This window comes from Actinocorallia aurea (genome assembly GCF_054783995.1).
This window is the reverse complement of sequence record NZ_BAAGPQ010000048.1, coordinates 1-1,448: the sequence shown is the minus strand read 5'-3', so window position 1 is coordinate 1,448 and position 1,448 is coordinate 1. Positions and strand designations below refer to the sequence as shown.

The window sequence follows — 1,448 nt, the reverse complement described above, 5'->3', positions numbered from 1 at the left end:
TCCGGTAGACGAAATTGCGAGGTCTCTTGGGTGTGTTCCCGAGTAGCACGGAGCCCGTGAAATTCCGTGTGAATCTGCCACGACCACGTGGTAAGGCTGAATACTCCCTGATGACCGATAGCGGACAAGTACCGTGAGGGAAAGATGAAAAGTGCCCCGGTGAGGGGTCGTGAAATAGTACCTGAAACCGTGTGCCTACAAGCCGTCAGAGCGTCTCCAGCAGCTTTTGCTGCTGTCCGTGATGGCGTGCCTTTTGAAGAATGAGCCTGCGAGTTATGGTGTGTGGCGAGGTTAACCCGTGTGGGGGAGCCGTAGCGAAAGCGAGTCTGAATAGGGCGCTTTTAGTCGCATGCTGTAGACCCGAAGCGGAGTGATCTAGCCATGGGCAGGTTGAAGCGCCGGTAAGACGGTGTGGAGGACCGAACCCACCAGGGTTGAAAACCTGGGGGATGACCTGTGGTTAGGGGTGAAAGGCCAATCAAACTCCGTGATAGCTGGTTCTCCCCGAAATGCATTTAGGTGCAGCGTCGTATGTTTCTCGCCGGAGGTAGAGCTACTGGATGGCCGATGGGCCCTACAAGGTTACTGACGTCAGCCAAACTCCGAATGCCGGTGAGTGAGAGTACGGCAGTGAGACTGCGGGCGATAAGGTTCGTAGTCGAGAGGGAAACAGCCCAGATCATCGACTAAGGCCCCTAAGCGTGTGCTAAGTGGGAAAGGATGTGGAGTTGCTGTGACAACCAGGAGGTTGGCTTAGAAGCAGCCACCCTTGAAAGAGTGCGTAATAGCTCACTGGTCAAGTGATTCCGCGCCGACAATGTAGCGGGGCTCAAGCACACCGCCGAAGTCGTGGCAATCAGACGTTTGTCTGGTTGGGTAGGGGAGCGTCGTGCAGCCGGTGAAGCCGCAGCGTGAGCTAGTGGTGGAGGCTGTTCGAGTGAGAATGCAGGCATGAGTAGCGAATGAGCAGTGAGAAACTGCTCCGCCGGATGACCAAGGGTTCCTGGGGCAGGCTAATCCGCCCAGGGTAAGTCGGGACCTAAGGTGAGGCCGACAGGCGTAATCGATGGACAACGGGTTGATATTCCCGTACCCGCTGGTACGCGCCAACGCTGAACCTCGTGATACTAACCGCGCGAATCCCTCTCCGGATCCTTCGGGTGATGGGGATGTGGGCTAGTCCGGGACCTGATCGGGTAGTAGGTGAGCGATGGGGTGACGCAGGAGGGTAGCTCAGCCCGGGCGATGGTTGTCCCGGGGTAAGGATGTAGGGCGAAGCATAGGCAAATCCGTGTTTCATGTGCCTGAGATCTGATGCCGAGCCGTTTTAGGCGAAGTGAGTGATCCCATGCTGCCGAGAAAAGCCTCTAGTGAGTGTACCGGCGGCCCGTACCCCAAACCGACTCAGGTGGTCAGGTAGAGAATACCAAGGCGTTCGGGTGAACTGT

Annotated in this window: 1 rRNA gene; it reads left to right on the top strand. The window is 57.0% G+C overall.

The features are described 5' to 3' along the window. Nucleotides 1–1,448 (top strand): 23S ribosomal RNA (locus ACYVOM_RS41090); the annotation flags it as partial.